Below are 15,993 nucleotides of genomic sequence, written 5' to 3' on the forward strand. Positions count from 1 at the left end.
ACTCAAACAGCGAATCCCGACCATGACGAGCAAAGCCGAATTCCTTATCCCTGCCCGCGCCGATCTTGCGGCAGCGCGCGAGGAATGGCTGAAATCGCTCAAAGACATGCGCCGTCTGTCGGAGAACACTGTTGAAGCCTATGAGCGCGATACCCGCCAGTTTCTGCAATTTTTGACCGGTCACCTCGGCGAACCGCCTGCGATCAAAGACATCGGCAATCTGCGTGTCGCCGATTTGCGTTCGTATCTGGCCAACCGCCGGAATGACGGTGCCGGTGCTCGCACACTCGGACGCGGACTTGCTGGCATTCGTTCACTGCTACGGCATCTGGAAAAGCTCGGACTGGTCAATGCCGCAGGCGCGAGTGCCATGCGTGCGCCGCGCCAGCCAAAATCGCTGCCAAAGCCGTTAACGGCAGAAGATGCCCGTCGCGTCGTCGCTGCCGATGGCCAGATGGCTGAGGAGCCATGGATCGCAGCGCGCAATGCTGCCGTTCTCACACTGCTTTATGGTTGCGGTCTTCGCATTTCAGAAGCGCTCGGCCTTGCAGGCGATGCGTTAAACGACGCATCTGTGCTGTCGATCACAATCACCGGTAAGGGCGGAAAATCCCGCATGGTCCCGCTGTTGCCAGCCGTGCATCGCGCTGTCGCCCAGTATCGCGCGTTGTGCCCATTCGATCTCTCAGCCGACAAACCTTTGTTCAGAGGTGCCAAGGGCGGAGAACTTCACGCCGCCATCATCCAGCGCGAAATGCAGAAATTACGCGCCGGTCTCGGCCTTCCCGACACTGCTACCCCGCACGCACTTCGCCATTCCTTTGCCACGCATCTGCTTGGCCGCGGCGGTGATCTGCGCACCATTCAGGAACTGCTTGGCCATGCGAGCCTCTCAACAACGCAGGTCTATACCGGCGTCGATACGGCTCGGCTGCTTGATGTTTATGACAAAGCGCATCCTCGCGCTTAATCAGGGGTGCCATCCGACACTAACCATCCTATATTCACTTCATGAAAAAGCTGTTCTTCCTTTTTGCCTGTGCCCTCATCGCCAGTTCAGCCAATGCGCGTGCGCAAAGCACTGACGCCGCCTGCTCCCCGCATGGGGTCAATCTGATTGATGGTCTAGACAAAAAGGACCCCAAGCTCTGGTCCGAGCTTCAGGCAGAAGCGGAAGAAATGCCTAATCATAAGGGTATCTTCTGGAAAATCGAGAAAGACGGCCTCGAACCGTCTTATCTGTTCGGGACCATCCATCTGAGTGATCCGCGCGTAATGGCCCTGCCCGGCGCTGTGACCAAAGCCTATGACGACGCCGACAAGATCGTGGTCGAAGCAACCGACATTGTCGATCAGAAAGCCTTTCTACGGGTTAAAGTTGAACAGCCTGAGCTGATACAGTTCACCGATGGCTCAACGCTGCAATCGCATTTGCCACAGGATCGGCTTGAAGAGATCGACAAAAAGCTGGAAGCGCGCGGCATCATTCTGGGTGCCGTCGGCAAAATGAAGCCGTGGATCATCACCAGCCTGTTGGCCCTGCCCAAATGCGAACGGCAAAGAAAGCTGGAAGGGGCAGACTTCCTCGACGGCTATCTGATTACGGAAGCGCAGGATCAAGGCCGAACCGTCATCGGTCTTGAAAGTGCAGTTGAACAGCTTGAGGCGATGAACCGGCTTCCGCTTGATTTCCATATTCGCAACCTGATTTCTGCCGCCCAATATGGCGACAACATCGAAGACGCCATGGAAACCACGATTGCGCTCTATCTTCAGGGTGACATCGGCATGATTATGCCCGCATTGCGGAAAATCGTGCCCGACAGTCTGTCCAAGGAAGACTACGACCTTTTCCAGAAAGTCTTGCTCACAGACCGCAACCACATCATGGCGCAACGCGTGGCCCCCGTCCTTGCCAATGGTGACGCCTTTATCGCCGTCGGCGCCCTGCATCTGCCCGGCAAGGAAGGACTGGTAGAACTGCTGCGCGCGCAGGGCTATAAGCTCACAGCAATGTAAGCGCATGTCCAGAAGTGGAACCATCCCGGCCTGCTCGCGTTAGACTTTCCAATGGTTGCAACCAACTGGAGGAGAGCTAATGGTTGACCCACTCGATCCACGCAACGATCCACTAAACAATCCGCGTCACGCTGATCCAATGGCCGACCCGGTTGCCAGACCGCCACAACCCAGAGGCAGTAGCGGTATTTTGCTTGCGGTCATCCTGATCGCTGCAATTCTGATCCTGGGCTATTTCTTCTATCGAGGCGGCGGCTCCACAGATACGGCTGCACCGCCACCACCACCCGCGGCACAGGGCGAAACAACAACGCCACCAGCAGCACCGCCTGCAACCCCACCGGCACAGAACTAACCCTATGAAAAAGGCCCGCTTTCGCGGGCCTTTCTGCATCCGGATAAACCCGGAAATTACGTGTGACCACGATTACATGTGAATTGGCTTGGCAAAGGTTGCCAAGGCAGATTCGCGAACCGCTTCCGACATGGTTGGATGCGCGTGGCAGGTGCGTGCAAGATCTTCGGACGAGCCACCGAATTCCATCAGTACGGCCAGCTCATGGATCATTTCACCGGCATTGTAGCCGAGGATATGAGCACCCAGAACGCGATCCGTTGCCTTGTCGGCGAGGATCTTCACAAAGCCGTCCGTGTGCTGCATGGCGCGTGCGCGACCGTTTGCAGTGAACGGGAACTTGCCGATCTTGTATTCCACGCCAGCGGCTTTCAGCTCTTCTTCGGTCTTGCCGACGGAGGCTACTTCCGGCTGCGTGTAAACAACGCTTGGAATGACGTCGAAGTTTACATGTCCTGCCTGACCAGCGATGATTTCAGCAACGGCAATGCCTTCATCTTCGGCCTTATGCGCGAGCATCGGGCCCTGAACCACGTCACCGATGGCATAGATGCCTTCGACATTGGTGCGCCAGTGACCATCGATTGCAACGCGACCGCGATCATCGACATTCACGCCAGCTTCCTGCAGACCAAGACCATCCGTGTATGGACGACGACCCGTCGAAATCAAAACCGCATCGGCATCAATGGTTTCAGCATCGCCACCCTTGACCGGCTCAAAAGTCACTTTCGCGCCCTTTCCAGCCTTTTCAACACCAGTAACCTTTGCGCTCAGCTTGAAGGCAATGCCCTGCTTTTCGAGAAGACGCTGAAACTGCTTGGATACTTCGCCGTCCATCGCACCCAGAACCTTGTCGAGATATTCAACAACGGTCACTTTCGCGCCAAGACGTGCCCAGACGGAACCAAGTTCCAGACCGATCACACCACCGCCAACAACAACCAGATGACCCGGCACCTTGTCGAAAGCAATCGCACCGGTTGACGACACGATGACCTTCTCGTCGATGTCGACCTTAACGCCCGGAATGCCCGCAACATCAGAACCAGTTGCGATGATGATGTTCTTACCTTCGATTTCCTGAACGCTACCGTCTTCAGCAGTCACGGAAACCTTGCCCTTGGCGACGATCTTGCCAGTGCCGATGTAAGGCGTGATCTTGTTCTTCTTGAACAAGAACTCAACGCCAGACGTGTTCGACTTAACGGTCGCGTCCTTGTGAGCCAGCATCTTTTCGAGATTGAGCTTTGGCTTGCTGATTTCAACGCCCAGCGTATCGAAAGAGTGACCGGCTTCTGCAAACACTTCAGACGCATGAAGCAGCGCCTTGGAAGGAATGCAGCCAACATTGAGACAGGTGCCACCAAAGGTCTTGCGCTTTTCTACTACGGCCACTGAAAGGCCAAGCTGTGCGGCCTTGATTGCGGCTACATAACCGCCGGGGCCGGTACCAATGACAACCACATCATAAGACATTGAACTATCCTTCTTCAGTCTGATCCAGAATGACCAGCAATGGCCATTAAACTTTTATAAGATCGGCGATCCGATCATTCTTCTTCAGGCGAGCACGACTTGAAACGGAAGCTTTCAAATTGAAGCGCCTTTTCTGGTTTCGCTGCGCCAAAATCATATCCGTCAAGCGCTGTTGCCAGATCAGGAAACAGAATTGCCTGCGCGGCCGGCTCATCGGCCTTTGGCAGCACATCCGCTTCCGCGCCTTCCTTCAGCGCATAGACAACGCTCTGCCAGAGGCTGCAATCATCGAGGTCTTCCGGTTCGGTGCCCCCATTCTTGCAGTTATAGGTAATGAGCGCATAGGGGCGTGCAACCCCTTCTTCCGGCCAAATGACGAGACCTGAGAGTTTGAACTCCGGCTTGTCATCAGCAGTAATCGTGAATTCATTGGTCGGTGCCGGGGTCATCTTGAGCGCATTGGACTGCGCGGCATGGAAAGTCAGCGTGTATGCATCGCCCTGATCGCGATAGACTGCACGGTTCTGCGTACAGGCGGCCTGAACGGCGCTTGAGAAAACCGTCACGGCAAGAGCTGATGCCGCCACCACTTTGAAGAGCTTCTTAACGTCATGCATCTGTCGGTTCTCCTCGTATTCCCGGCAGTGATTACTGCGCTTTCGCTCTGTTACTGTGCTTTTGCAATGGCAAGTTTCAGACCAAGTGCAATGAAAACCACACCACTTGTTCTGTCGATCCATTTGGAGGCGCGCGAAAAAACCGCGCGCATCTTTGGCGTCGTCATAAAAAGGCTGACACCGATAAACCATGAAATCAATGCCGTGGCCATTACCACGCCATAGCCAAGCTTCACTTCAGTCGGAGTATGAAGGCTCACAACCGTCGAGAAAATCGAAAGGAAGAAGAATACGGCCTTGGGGTTAAGCGCATTGGCGGCAAAGCCCAGACTGAAAGCCTTGAGAGCGCTCTGCTTGCGCTGCTGGTCCTGTGCGCTCATATCGATATCGATCTTCGTCGTATTAGCACGCAGTGCCTTGATGCCGATATAGACCAGATAGGCCACACCGCACCATTTCACGATATTGAAGAGATAGATCGACTGGGAAATGATCAGCCCAAGACCAAGCACCGTATAGGTGACATGCATCATGAAGGCCGCGCCAATACCAAAACTGGTAATGATTGCCTCGCGACGCCCCTGCATCAACGACTGGCGGATAACCATGGCGAGATCAGCGCCCGGCGAAACGATGGCAAAGACGAAGATCGCCATCAGGGATGCAAGTTCAAACAGATAGGGATGCATCACTTTTCCTCGCCCCGCATCTCAGGGATGCAGGCAACCGTCAAAAAACCAGATTGAAAAACATGAGTGCAAGCCCGGCCAGCGAACCGATCCAGACGAGCGAGCGGATATAAGGAATACCCGCCAGATAAAGCGGTACATAGATGATGCGGCAGGCAAACCAGACCCAACCACCATAAAGTCCGAAACCTGCTGCATCGCCCTTGAACACAAGTGCAAGCGCAAGTGCTATAAATGCAGGGTAGGTCTCGCGGAAATTGGCAGAAGCACGTTCCGCGCGACCAGCCAGATGGCCGGAGGGCTTACGCCCTTCATCACGCGGACCCGCATTCCATTGGGAGCCGAGTTCCTTCGTCGCCGTCCAGCCCTGCAGGAGGATATGAACCACCAGCAGAACCACACTCCAGCCGATCAGCGGGAGAAAAGGCGACGCGGAAAAGATACCCGGCTCCATAGCTCTATTCCTTAAAGGTCAAGAACCAGACGCTCTGGATCTTCCAGGCTTTCCTTGACGCGAACGAGGAAGGTCACTGCTTCCTTGCCGTCAACAATGCGGTGATCGTAGCTGAGAGCCAGATACATCATCGGACGGATGACGATCTGACCACCGACGACAACCGGACGATCCTGGATCTTGTGCATGCCGAGAATACCCGACTGCGGCGAGTTGAGGATCGGCGAAGACATCAGCGAGCCGTACACACCACCATTGGTGATGGTGAAGGTGCCGCCCTGCATGTCAGCCATCGAGAGCGAACCGTCGCGTGCAGCCTTAGCAAGGCGACCCAGTTCCTTTTCAACGCCAGCGATCGAACGCTGATCGGCATCGCGGATGACAGGAACAACAAGGCCCTTGTCGGTGCCGACAGCCATGCCGACATGCGCAAAGTTCTTGTAGATGATGTCAGTGCCGTCGATCTCGGCGTTAACAGCCGGGATTTCCTTCAGCGCATGGGTCACGGCCTTCGTGAAGAAGCCCATGAAGCCGAGCTTGACGCCATGCTTCTTCTCAAAAATGTCCTTGTAACGCGAACGCAGTTCCATCACCGCAGACATGTCGACTTCGTTGTAAGTCGTCAGCATCGCAGCGGTGTTCTGAGCGTCCTTGAGGCGCTTGGCAATGGTCTGGCGCAGACGGGTCATCTTCACGCGTTCTTCGCGTGGTGCATCGTCAGCCGACGAAGCCGGACGTGCAGCGGCAGCAGGAGCCTGAGCGGCTGGAGCAGCCGAAACACCCTTAGCAATTGCGTCGAGAACGTCACCCTTGAGAACCTGACCGCGCTTGCCCGAACCTTCAACCTGATCAGCGGAAAGGCCGTTTTCAGAAAGAAGCTTGGAGGCAGCAGGCGCAGGCTGCATTGCCGGACCCGACGATGTCGACGCAACAGGAGCTGCCGCAGCCGGAGCAGCAGCTGCTGCTGGCTTGGCTTCTTCCTTCTTGGGGGCAGGTGCAGCACCTGCGCCAGAAATCTGGCCAAGCAGTGCGTTCACTTCAACCGTGTCGCCTTCCTGTGCCACGATTTCGGCCAGTACGCCCGCAGCCGCAGCTGGAACTTCCACTGTTACCTTGTCGGTTTCCAGTTCCACCAGAGGTTCATCGACAGCGATAGCATCGCCGACCTTCTTGAACCACTTTCCGATGGTTGCCTCAGTAACGGACTCCCCAAGCGTGGGAACGCGAATTTCGGTAGCCATGGTTTCTTCTTCCGTTGATCTTCGATCTTTAGATTTGATTTCAATTCAAGCCGGAAGCAGCTTTTCCAAACCGCTTCCCGCCGAAAATTAAATTAGTTTCCCAGCGCATCCTCAAGGAAAGCCTCGAGCTGTGCAAGGTGCTTCGACATCAGGCCGGTTGCAGGCGATGCCGCAGCCGGACGACCGGTGTAACGAACGCGCTGATGCTTGGCGTCGATATGAGCGAGAACCCATTCGAGATACGGATCGATGAACGACCACGCACCCATGTTCTTCGGCTCTTCCTGACACCAGACGATTTCCGCATGACGGAAGCGCGACAACTCGTTGATGAGCGCCTTGGCAGGGAACGGATAAAGCTGTTCCACGCGCAGCAGGTAGACATCGTCGATGCCACGCTTTTCGCGCTCTTCGTAAAGATCGTAATAGACCTTACCCGAGCACAGAACGACGCGGCGGATCTTGGCATCCTTCTGAAGCTTGATACCATCGCCCTTGTTGTACTGTGCGTCATCCCAAAGCAGACGGTGGAACGATGAATCGCCCGACAGTTCGTTGAGGCTCGAAACAGCACGCTTGTGGCGCAGCAGCGACTTCGGCGTCATCATGATGAGCGGCTTACGGAAGTCACGCTTCATCTGACGGCGCAGAATGTGGAAGTAGTTAGCCGGCGTTGTGACGTTTGCGACCTGCATGTTGTCTTCCGCACACATCTGCAACCAGCGTTCCAGACGAGCCGAGGAATGTTCAGGACCCTGCCCTTCAAAGCCATGTGGCAGAAGGCAGACAAGACCCGACATACGCAGCCACTTGCGTTCACCAGATGAGATGAACTGATCGAAGACTACCTGAGCACCGTTGGCGAAGTCACCGAACTGGGCTTCCCAGAGAACCAGAGCACGCGGATCGGACAGCGAATAACCGTATTCGTAGCCAAGTACCGCTTCTTCCGAAAGCATCGAGTTGATGGCTTCGTAGATCGCCTGACCCTTCTGAATGTTGTTCAGAGGGATATAACGGTTCTGGGTTTCCTGATCATAGAGAACCGTGTGACGCTGCGAGAAGGTGCCGCGCTCCACGTCCTGACCGGACAGACGGATCGGGCTGCCTTCGGAAACCAGCGAACCGAATGCCAGCGATTCAGCCGTTGCCCAATCGAGGCCTTCGCCGGTTTCGATCATCTTGGCGCGGTTGTCGAGGAAGCGCTGAATGGTGCGATGAACATTGAAGTCCTTTGGCACTTCAACGAGCTTCTTGCCGATTTCTTTCAGCGTCTTAATTGGAACACCGGTTTTGCCACGGCGCTGTTCGTCGGCATTGTCTGCCGTGCGCAGGCCAGCCCAGGCACCGTCCAGCCAGTCAGCCTTGTTCGGCTTGTAGCTCTGACCGGCTTCAAATTCCTGTTCAAGCTTTTCGCGCCATTCAGCCTTCATCTTGTCGATGTCAGCCTGAGCGAGAAGACCTTCAGCAATCAGCTTGTCGCTGTAAAGCTGAACAGTTGTCTTGTGCGCGCGGATTTCCTTATACATCAACGGCTGGGTGAATGAAGGCTCATCACCTTCATTGTGGCCGAAGCGGCGGTAGCAGAACATGTCGATGACCACCGGCTTATGGAAGGTCATGCGGAATTCCATCGCAACCTTGGCTGCGAAGACAACAGCTTCCGGATCGTCACCATTGACGTGGAAAACAGGCGCTTCAACCATCTTTGCCACATCCGATGGATAAGGCGAAGAACGCGAGAAGGCCGGATTGGTGGTGAAGCCGATCTGGTTGTTGATGATGAAGTGCAGAGTACCGCCAACGCGGTGACCTTTCAGACCCGAAAGACCGAGACACTCGGCAACAACACCCTGACCTGCGAAAGCAGCATCGCCGTGCAGAAGCAGCGGCAGAACCTTGGCGCGTTCCGTCAGCGGCACCATGTCATCGCGGGTACGGCCAACAAGCAGGTCCTGCTTGGCGCGTGCCTTGCCCATGACAACCGGGTTGACGATTTCAAGATGCGACGGGTTTGCTGTCAGCGAAAGGTGAACCTTGTTGCCGTCGAACTCGCGGTCCGACGATGCACCAAGATGGTACTTCACGTCGCCCGAACCTTCCACATCGTCAGGCGCATAGGAGCCGCCCTTGAACTCGTGGAAGATTGCGCGATGCGGCTTGCCCATAACCTGCGAAAGCACGTTCAGACGACCACGGTGCGCCATGCCAAGCACGACTTCCTTGAGGCCCATCTGACCGCCGCGCTTGACGATCTGTTCCAGCGCCGGGATCAGCGATTCACCGCCATCAAGACCGAAACGCTTGGTGCCCTTGTACTTCACGTCGATGAACTGTTCGAAACCTTCAGCTTCGATCAGCTTCGACAGAATGGCCTTCTTGCCTTCAGCAGTGAAAGCATAGCCTTTGTCCGGACCTTCGATGCGTTCCTGAATCCAGGCCTTTTCGACCGGATCAGAGATGTGCATGAATTCTACGCCGATATTGCCGCAATAGGTGCGCTTGAGAATTTCAAGCATCTGCGGAACAGTCGCGTATTCAAGACCGAGAACGTTATCGATGAAGATCTTGCGATCGTAATCGGCAGGCGTGAAGCCATAGGTTGCCGGATCAAGTTCGCTAAAATCGTTTGGCTTTTCAGCAAGGCCAAGCGGATCGAGATTGGCATGAAGATGGCCACGCATACGGAATGCGCGGATCATCATGATGGCGCGAACGCTGTCGCGTGCAGCCTGTGCAATCTCTTCCGAAGTCAGTGCGGCAGCAGAAGCGGACTTGGCATCACCTTTTGCAGACTTGCCCTTCAGCTTGTCGGTCACATGCTTTTCGACTTCGGCCCAATTGCCGTCGAGTGCCGAGATTAACTCGCCATTGGCCTGAATTGGCCAGTTCTTGCGAGTCCAGCTTGCGCCCTGTGCGTTCTTACGCACATCGTCGGCATTGTCTTTCAGCTGTGCGAAGAAATCGCGCCATTCCTGATCAACCGAAGTGGGATCATCCTCGTACTTGGCATACAGCTCCTCGATATAGTCGGCATTGCCGCCATAGAGGAAAGAGGTAAGGGCGAAAACGTCGTTGGCTTGTTCTTGCCTTGCCATAACCTAATCCGGAGCCTCCGCTCCGTCTCCTTGTAGTAGCTCATCATGCGCGGGCCGGAAGCTTTTGACCTTCATCCCTCACGCCGCCGGGGAGGAACCACAACAGACCCCGGCATAACTCCATCGCAAATTCAATTCTTGCGGAAGAATGATGGCCAAAGCCTGACATTCTCTTAAACCGGCCGCCCCGGCATTTTTGCGCGCATCTTGTCCGAAAACCGCTTCACACTTTTCGGGATGCGCTTGCCCCGGCAGCAGCTTTCGCCACTGCCGGTTCATTTCAATCAGCTACGTAGTCTCAGCCCTTGAGGACTTCAACCAGCGTCTTGCCGAGCTGTGCTGGCGAAGGAGACACGCGAATGCCAGCCGATTCCATGGCTGCAATCTTGTCTTCTGCACCGCCCTTGCCGCCCGAAATCACGGCGCCGGCATGGCCCATGGTGCGTCCGGCAGGAGCCGTACGACCAGCGATGAAGCCAACCATTGGCTTCTTGCGACCGCGCTTTGCTTCGTCCTTCAGGAACTGCGCTGCTTCTTCTTCAGCGGAGCCACCAATTTCACCGATCATGACAATCGACTTGGTTTCATCGTCGGCCAGAAACATTTCCAGCACGTCGATGAACTCGGTGCCCTTGACCGGATCGCCGCCGATACCGACAGCAGTGGTCTGGCCGAGGCCTTCGTTCGAAGTCTGGAACACTGCTTCATAGGTAAGTGTGCCAGAGCGGGAAACAACACCCACCGAACCCTTCTTGAAGATATTGCCCGGCATGATGCCGATCTTGCATTCTTCAGGGGTCAGGATGCCTGGGCAGTTTGGTCCGAGCAGGCGCGACTTCGAGCGTTCCAGACGCTCCTTGACGCGAACCATGTCCATGACTGGAATGCCTTCGGTGATGCAGACGATGAAGCCGACTTCAGCTTCGATCGCTTCAATGATTGCATCTGCTGCACCTGCTGGCGGAACGTAGATCACCGATGCGTCTGCACCTGTGCGTTCCTTGGCTTCTGCAACAGTTGCGAAGATCGGAAGCTTTTCGCCCCTCGAGCCTTCCCAGGTTTCGCCACCCTTTTTCGGGTGAATACCGCCGACCATCTGCGTGCCGTAATAAGCAAGCGCCTGTTCGGTGTGGAAAGTACCGGTCTTGCCGGTCAGGCCCTGTACGAGAACCTTGGTGTCCTTGTTAACGAGAATGGACATGCCTTAGTTTCCCTTCACTGCAGCGACGATTTTCTGCGCCGCATCGTCGAGATCGTCAGCCGAAATAACATTCAGGCCGCTCTCGTTGATGATCTTCTTGCCAAGCTCAACATTGGTGCCTTCAAGACGGACAACCAAAGGAACCTTGAGGCCGACTTCCTTGACCGCAGCGATAACGCCTTCAGCGATAACGTCGCACTTCATGATGCCGCCAAAGATGTTGACCAGAATACCCTGAACAGCCGGATCAGCGGTGATGATCTTGAACGCGGACGTGACTTTCTCCTTGGTAGCGCCGCCACCAACGTCGAGGAAGTTAGCAGGTTCTGCACCGTAGAGCTTGATGATGTCCATGGTTGCCATGGCAAGGCCTGCGCCGTTGACCATGCAGCCGATGTTGCCATCAAGAGCGACGTAAGCGAGATCGTGCTTGGAAGCTTCGATTTCCTTTTCGTCTTCTTCCGACAGATCACGCAGTTCCTGAATGTCAGGATGACGGAACAGTGCATTGCCGTCGAACGATACCTTGGCATCGAGAACGCGCACGCGGCCATCGGTCATGACGATCAGCGGGTTGATTTCCAGAAGGCTCATGTCCTTCTCGGAGAATGCCTTGTAGAGGATCGGGAACAGCTTGAGGCCGTCTTCACGCGCTGCATCCTTAAGCTCTAACGCATCGGCGAGCTTGTTGGCGTCTTCATCGGTCACGCCCTTGGCAGGATCGATTGCAACGGTGATGATCTTTTCTGGCGTTTCTTCAGCAACAGCTTCAATGTCCATGCCGCCTTCGGTCGAAACGACGAAAGCAGGACGGCCAACGGTGCGGTCGATGAGGATCGAGAGATAAAGCTCGCGCTCGATGTCTGCGCCGTCTTCGATGTAAAGACGGTTGACCTGCTTGCCAGCTTCGCCGGTCTGCTTGGTCACGAGCGTGTTGCCGAGCATTTCCTTTGCATGGGAAACAACTTCTTCGATCGACTTTGCGAGGCGCACGCCGCCCTTGGCATCAGGACCGAGTTCCTTGAACTTGCCCTTGCCGCGTCCACCAGCATGGATCTGGCTCTTGACGACATAAAGCGGTCCTGGAAGCGTCTTTGCCCATTCTTCCGCCTGTTCGACGGAATAAACAGCCACACCATTGGCGATTGGGGCGCCGAAAGTGTGAAGCAGGCGCTTGGCCTGATATTCGTGAATATTCATCTGGTTGTCCTCTGCGGATTAACAGCCGGAAAAGGCCGGGCTGCTCTCAAGAGCGATCCGGCCTTGTCTGGAACTTATTTCAGTGACGGAGCGATACCGACGCAAGCTTCGCAAAGACCGGCAACAGATGCGACCGACTTTTCGAACTCGGCCTTTTCGTCCTTATCGAGATCGATCTCGATAATACGTTCAACGCCGTTGGCACCGATCACAGTTGGGACGCCGACATACATGTCCTTGACGCCATACTGACCGGAAAGCTGTGCTGCGACTGGCAGAACGCGCTTCTTGTCCTTGAGGTAGGATTCAGCCATCTGGATTGCAGAAGCAGCCGGTGCATAGAAAGCAGAACCGGTCTTGAGCAGGCCGACGATTTCTGCGCCGCCATCACGGGTGCGCTGAATGATCTTGTCGAGCTTTTCCTGGCTGGTCCAGCCCATCTTGACGAGGTCTGGAAGCGGGATACCGGCAACGGTCGAGTAACGAGCGAGCGGAACCATGCTGTCGCCGTGGCCACCAAGCACGAATGCAGTGACGTCTTCGACCGACACGTTAAATTCTTCTGACAGGAAGTAGCGGAAACGGGCGCTGTCCAAAACGCCAGCCATGCCGACAACCTTGTGTGCTGGCAGACCGGAGAACTTCTGCAAAGCCCAGACCATCGCATCAAGCGGGTTGGTGATGCAGATGACGAAAGCTTCAGGCGCGTATTTCTTGATACCTGCGCCGACCTGTTCCATGACCTTCAGGTTGATACCGAGAAGATCGTCGCGGCTCATGCCCGGCTTACGCGGCACGCCTGCGGTTACGATGACAACGTCTGCGCCTTCGATTGCGGCATAGTCGTTTGCACCGGTGAACTTCGCATCAAAACCGTCAACCGGTGAAGATTCTGCAATATCCAGTCCCTTACCCTGCGGAGTACCTTCCGCAATGTCGAAAAGGACGACGTCGCCGAGTTCCTTCAGACCAGCAAGATGAGCGAGCGTGCCGCCAATCATACCGGAGCCGATGAGGGCAATCTTGTTGCGTGCCATGTTGTTTCTTTCCTCAAGTTTGATCCAGAAACGCATGAAGCTATCCGGTTTCCTCCCGGAAAACGCGTCTGCGCTGCGAGGGTTCGATAGGACTCTTTGCAAAAAAACTCAACTCATTATTTTGCGACCAATGTTTTCAATCGGTTAGATTTATATGTTCTTACGTAAACGTAAGATATTTTGGCAAAATGGAGGCAACTGAGTCTTATCGTCCGGCTGTTACGCATTGCTCAGAACACGCCAGCCGGGCCGTCATTCATTTTTAAAGGCCATTCACGTCTAAGGGGGAAACACGATCAGCAAACAACCGCATTCAACCCAAGCTCTTGCCGAAGCAACATAGCCCTCGAATGCTATAAGTCGAGTCTGTGGCAGTTCGATGATGGAACGCATCCCAAAAGCAGAGGAATACGAACCGTCTCAGCCTGCTGATTTTTCTGCAAATGCTTCCAGATATTCCGCGCTCTGCATTTCAAACAGGCGGGAAGCCGTGCGGTCAAACTCGAAGGCTTCCACGCCCTGCTTTGCCTCATAAAGCTTTTCCGGCTGGGCTTCGGCAGAGATGAACAAACGCGCGTGATGATCGTAAAGCACGTCGATCAGCAGAATGAAGCGCTTGGCCTCATTGCGGCGCGAATGATCAAGCACCGGCACATCATCAACAAACAACGTCTGATAGCGCGTGACGATGGCGATATAATCGTTGGCTGCAAGCGGCTGGGCGCAAAGTTCATCGAAGGTGAAGCGTGCGGCCCCCGGCACTGCATGGCGCACGGGAATATCGCGCCCCTTGATATGCACCACGTCTGGCTTTTCTTGCCGACCATCCTTATGCGCGGTCCAGGCGGCATCCATGCGCTTGGTCGTCTCGGAACCAAGCGGCGTCAGATAAACCGGCTGACGGTCGAGCTTTTCCAGTCGGTAATCGGTGCGTGAATCGAGATTGATCACATCAACATGCTGCTTGAGGATATCGACAAAGGGTAGAAACAGCTGACGGTTCAACCCGTCGCGATAAAGATTGTCGGGCGCCACGTTGGATGTCGCGATCAGCACCACGCCGCGCGCAAACAATGCATTGAACAGGCGCGACAAGATCATCGCGTCAGCAATGTCGGTCACAGTAAATTCGTCGAAGCAAAGCACCCACGCCTGTTCGGCCAAAGCTTCAGCCACCGGCGGGATCGGGTCTTCCTGCTTGGTTTCACCTCGCTTCAGGGCCTGACGATGCGCATTGATGCGCTCATGCGCGTCAGCCATGAAATCATTGAAATGCGCACGGCGTTTGCGTTCGACCGGCAAAAGCTGGAAGAACATATCCATCAGCATGGTCTTGCCGCGACCAACTTCGCCATGAACATAAAGTCCTTTGACGGTGGCAACTTCCTTGCGCTTGCCAAACAACCAGCCAAGCGCACTCGATTTGCGCGAAAGACGTTTGGTGCAAACTTCCTCGATCAGCCGGTCATAGCGTGCAGTCAGTTCAAGCTGTGCGGGATCGGCTTCGACCTCCCCTGCCTTTACCAGCGCGTCATAATGCTCGCGAACCGAGGGGAACGCCTTCAAATTACCATCGAAAGACATGATTGCCTGTCCCACCGCTCAATTACGAAAAAGGCGGAGCGTCTCACGACTGCCCCGCCTGTCTTTAACTCAATAGGCTTATCAACGCGACAGCGAAACTGCCTGACCGCTCGTGGTCTGACCGTCGAATCGGCCCTGACCGGAAGAATAAAGCGTAGCGACCGTGCCGCCATTCGCATCATAGAGCGAAAGCTGCTTGCCACTGACCGACCAGGAAGCGAGGCTTCCGAGTTCACCCGGGCAGCGCAGCGGACCAGCGCGATAGCCCTGACCATACTTGGTCTGTGGCGTTGCGATCTTACAATTCTGACCGGCAAGCGATGCATTCCATACGCCTGCGACAGTGCCCGGCGTCAGATCAGGTGCCGATTCGGGCGGCAGGCTTGCAACCTGCGTTCCGGCCGCTGGCTGCGACATGTCGGTCGTCGGCGCCGTCGGAAACGAGTTAGGAGCGTTCAGATTACCAGACTGTACGGAACTGACGGGAGCAGAACGCAGCGGTGCTGGTGGCGGTGGCGATGCATTGTTGTCAAAACCTCCGACTCGGGAGCTTTGGCAACCGGCCAAAATGACGCCCGCCGCAGCAATGCTGAGCAAACTTGCTTTTGAAATTCCCATCTGGTTCTCCAATTTCGCCAAAAGTCCTGGCATGTTCGTGGGGCTGACTATTCGGGGGAGTGCCCCTCGCACCGTCGAGTTTGAAAGCTCGACCTAAAAACAATATTGCACCGATAAAATGGCGATATGGTTAAAAAATCAACAGCAAGCTACCGTGAATTTATGCAAAAGCATCCATAGAAGGCTTGAAATAGCTTAGAAATTTTCAAAATGGCGCAGGAAGGACACAGTTTTTAGGTAAACACCGATCCACAAATTCAGTAATCAGACCGGGCTTGAGCCAATAACGCGCCGGTACTGGCAATTTGTGGGCTTTTCCGCCATATAGAGCGCATCCCGAAAAGTGTAAAACGGTTTTCGGACAAGATGCGCGTTAAAACAAATGCTCGGAACGCCGATCT

Annotated in this window: 14 protein-coding genes; 3 read left to right on the plus strand and 11 right to left on the minus strand. The window is 55.2% G+C overall.

Features of this window, described 5'->3' with window-relative positions; genetic code table 11:
* Positions 1–22 precede the first annotated feature (22 nt).
* The 3 genes from KMS41_10365 (at position 23) to KMS41_10375 (ending at position 2,374) form a co-directional block, all read left to right on the plus strand.
* Positions 23–970: a tyrosine recombinase XerC gene (locus tag KMS41_10365; protein QWK77476.1), complete on the plus strand. Its 948-nt coding sequence runs from the start codon at positions 23–25 to the stop codon at positions 968–970.
* A gap of 41 nt (positions 971–1,011) precedes the next feature.
* On the plus strand, positions 1,012–2,019 hold the full coding sequence (locus KMS41_10370) for a TraB/GumN family protein (GenBank protein ID QWK77477.1): 1,008 nt from the start codon (positions 1,012–1,014) through the stop codon (positions 2,017–2,019).
* Between the two features lie 79 nt (positions 2,020–2,098).
* A complete protein-coding gene (locus KMS41_10375) occupies positions 2,099–2,374 on the plus strand; it encodes a hypothetical protein (protein ID QWK77478.1) in 276 nt (91 codons plus the stop codon).
* A 72-nt stretch (positions 2,375–2,446) separates the two neighbouring features.
* Here KMS41_10375 and lpdA read toward each other — a convergent pair whose 3' ends face one another.
* The 11 genes from lpdA to KMS41_10430 form a co-directional block, all read right to left on the minus strand.
* Complete coding sequence (gene lpdA / locus KMS41_10380; protein QWK77479.1) at positions 2,447–3,853, minus strand: dihydrolipoyl dehydrogenase; 1,407 nt, start codon at positions 3,851–3,853, stop codon at positions 2,447–2,449.
* Between the two features lie 74 nt (positions 3,854–3,927).
* Positions 3,928–4,470 (minus strand): hypothetical protein, encoded by a 543-nt coding sequence (locus KMS41_10385; GenBank protein QWK77480.1) that lies wholly within the window; start codon positions 4,468–4,470, stop codon positions 3,928–3,930.
* Between the two features lie 50 nt (positions 4,471–4,520).
* Positions 4,521–5,159, minus strand: a complete 639-nt coding sequence (locus KMS41_10390) for a LysE family translocator (protein ID QWK77481.1) — start codon at positions 5,157–5,159, stop codon at positions 4,521–4,523.
* Positions 5,160–5,199: 40 nt separating this feature from the next.
* Entirely contained in the window at positions 5,200–5,613 is a 414-nt protein-coding gene (locus tag KMS41_10395; GenBank protein ID QWK77482.1) for an MAPEG family protein, read from the minus strand.
* Positions 5,614–5,624: 11 nt separating this feature from the next.
* Positions 5,625–6,854 carry a 2-oxoglutarate dehydrogenase complex dihydrolipoyllysine-residue succinyltransferase gene (gene odhB / locus KMS41_10400; protein QWK77483.1) on the minus strand — a complete coding sequence of 410 codons (1,230 nt, stop codon included), beginning with the start codon at positions 6,852–6,854 and terminating at the stop codon, positions 5,625–5,627.
* 92 nt (positions 6,855–6,946) lie between these two features.
* Complete coding sequence (locus KMS41_10405) at positions 6,947–9,952, minus strand: 2-oxoglutarate dehydrogenase E1 component (protein QWK77484.1); 3,006 nt, start codon at positions 9,950–9,952, stop codon at positions 6,947–6,949.
* 298 nt (positions 9,953–10,250) lie between these two features.
* The gene (gene sucD / locus KMS41_10410; GenBank protein QWK77485.1) at positions 10,251–11,153 is read right to left on the minus strand and encodes a succinate--CoA ligase subunit alpha; all 903 of its coding nucleotides are present in this window, start codon (positions 11,151–11,153) and stop codon (positions 10,251–10,253) included.
* A gap of 3 nt (positions 11,154–11,156) precedes the next feature.
* Positions 11,157–12,353 carry an ADP-forming succinate--CoA ligase subunit beta gene (gene sucC / locus KMS41_10415; protein ID QWK77486.1) on the minus strand — a complete coding sequence of 399 codons (1,197 nt, stop codon included), beginning with the start codon at positions 12,351–12,353 and terminating at the stop codon, positions 11,157–11,159.
* 74 nt (positions 12,354–12,427) lie between these two features.
* A complete protein-coding gene (gene mdh / locus KMS41_10420) occupies positions 12,428–13,390 on the minus strand; it encodes a malate dehydrogenase (protein ID QWK78843.1) in 963 nt (320 codons plus the stop codon).
* A 420-nt stretch (positions 13,391–13,810) separates the two neighbouring features.
* Positions 13,811–14,974: an AFG1 family ATPase gene (locus KMS41_10425; GenBank protein ID QWK77487.1), complete on the minus strand. Its 1,164-nt coding sequence runs from the start codon at positions 14,972–14,974 to the stop codon at positions 13,811–13,813.
* An 81-nt stretch (positions 14,975–15,055) separates the two neighbouring features.
* Positions 15,056–15,592, minus strand: a complete 537-nt coding sequence (locus KMS41_10430) for a protease inhibitor Inh/omp19 family protein (GenBank protein QWK77488.1) — start codon at positions 15,590–15,592, stop codon at positions 15,056–15,058.
* Between the last annotated feature and the right edge of the window lie 401 nt (positions 15,593–15,993).

It is taken from the genome of Ochrobactrum sp. BTU1 (assembly GCA_018798825.1).
GTDB lineage: Bacteria > Pseudomonadota > Alphaproteobacteria > Rhizobiales > Rhizobiaceae > Brucella.

Excerpts from the sequence above, each read along its gene's own strand:
- KMS41_10365 (QWK77476.1), top strand. The coding sequence starts at position 23 with ATGACGAGCAAAGCCGAATTCCTTATCCCTGCCCGCGCCGATCTTGCG.
- KMS41_10370 (QWK77477.1), top strand. The coding sequence starts at position 1,012 with ATGAAAAAGCTGTTCTTCCTTTTTGCCTGTGCCCTCATCGCCAGTTCA.
- KMS41_10375 (QWK77478.1), top strand. The coding sequence starts at position 2,099 with ATGGTTGACCCACTCGATCCACGCAACGATCCACTAAACAATCCGCGT.
- lpdA (QWK77479.1), bottom strand. The coding sequence starts at position 3,853 with ATGTCTTATGATGTGGTTGTCATTGGTACCGGCCCCGGCGGTTATGTA.
- KMS41_10385 (QWK77480.1), bottom strand. The coding sequence starts at position 4,470 with ATGCATGACGTTAAGAAGCTCTTCAAAGTGGTGGCGGCATCAGCTCTT.
- KMS41_10390 (QWK77481.1), bottom strand. The coding sequence starts at position 5,159 with ATGCATCCCTATCTGTTTGAACTTGCATCCCTGATGGCGATCTTCGTC.
- KMS41_10395 (QWK77482.1), bottom strand. The coding sequence starts at position 5,613 with ATGGAGCCGGGTATCTTTTCCGCGTCGCCTTTTCTCCCGCTGATCGGC.
- odhB (QWK77483.1), bottom strand. The coding sequence starts at position 6,854 with ATGGCTACCGAAATTCGCGTTCCCACGCTTGGGGAGTCCGTTACTGAG.
- KMS41_10405 (QWK77484.1), bottom strand. The coding sequence starts at position 9,952 with ATGGCAAGGCAAGAACAAGCCAACGACGTTTTCGCCCTTACCTCTTTC.
- sucD (QWK77485.1), bottom strand. The coding sequence starts at position 11,153 with ATGTCCATTCTCGTTAACAAGGACACCAAGGTTCTCGTACAGGGCCTG.
- sucC (QWK77486.1), bottom strand. The coding sequence starts at position 12,353 with ATGAATATTCACGAATATCAGGCCAAGCGCCTGCTTCACACTTTCGGC.
- mdh (QWK78843.1), bottom strand. The coding sequence starts at position 13,390 with ATGGCACGCAACAAGATTGCCCTCATCGGCTCCGGTATGATTGGCGGC.
- KMS41_10425 (QWK77487.1), bottom strand. The coding sequence starts at position 14,974 with ATGTCTTTCGATGGTAATTTGAAGGCGTTCCCCTCGGTTCGCGAGCAT.
- KMS41_10430 (QWK77488.1), bottom strand. The coding sequence starts at position 15,592 with ATGGGAATTTCAAAAGCAAGTTTGCTCAGCATTGCTGCGGCGGGCGTC.